At 63.2% G+C, this 745-nt stretch carries 1 protein-coding gene; it reads right to left on the reverse strand.

Annotation, left to right across the window (positions count from 1 at the left end):
* The coding region (locus tag EOA22_RS35915) for a YbhN family protein (RefSeq protein ID WP_164756295.1) at positions 1-708 on the reverse strand (708 nt) is incomplete at its 3' end.
* Positions 709-745: the final 37 nt, after the last annotated feature.

Here is a 745-nt window from a genome sequence, read left to right on the forward strand (position 1 = left end):
CAGTATGACGAAGTAGCCGGGATTGTGGGCCGCGGGCAGGGCGAAGAAGATGATCGCGGCGGCGGCCAGCAGTTCGATCGGGCCGATCAGCAACTGCCGGGCGACGATCGGCAGCGCCGGATAATGCAGCTGAAAGCTGGCGATCTTCAGCGGGCGCAGATGCAGCCAGCTGCCGAAGATATAGGCGGCGACGAGCAGCAGCATCGCGATACCGGCCGCTTCGGACAGGCCATGATGGGCGATGCCGGAAAATCGGTCGAGTATCTCAGGCTCGAACACCAGAACGAGGCCCGAGGCCAAAATCGTCGACAGCACGAAGGTGATCCAGCAGACCGCCACCAGCACGCCGACATCCTGTCCGGTCAGGCCCCTGGTACCGTAGGCGCGGTAGCGGATGACGGCGCCCGAGAACACCGAACCGCCAATGTTGTGCGACAGCGCATAGGTGGTGAAGGAGCACAGCGTGACGAACAGCCACGACACGCGCTTGCCGATATGCAGAAGCGCGATGTGGTCGTAGCCGGCGAGCGAAGCATAGGCGATGATCGAACTCAGCGCGGCAAGAACCCAGCCGCGGGTCGGAATGGCAGCGATGCCGTCCCAGACATCGTCGAGCGAAATGCCGCGCAGTTCGTGCCAGAGCAGCAGCAGCGAGAAGATCACCGCCGCGATGCCGACGACCGGCCAGAAATAGCGTCTCCAGTTCATTGCCTGACTGCCATGCGTTGCGGGGTCCGCTTCCTTT

Origin of the sequence: Mesorhizobium sp. M7A.F.Ca.US.014.04.1.1 (assembly GCF_003998745.1) — a bacterium.
Lineage (GTDB): Bacteria > Pseudomonadota > Alphaproteobacteria > Rhizobiales > Rhizobiaceae > Mesorhizobium > Mesorhizobium ciceri.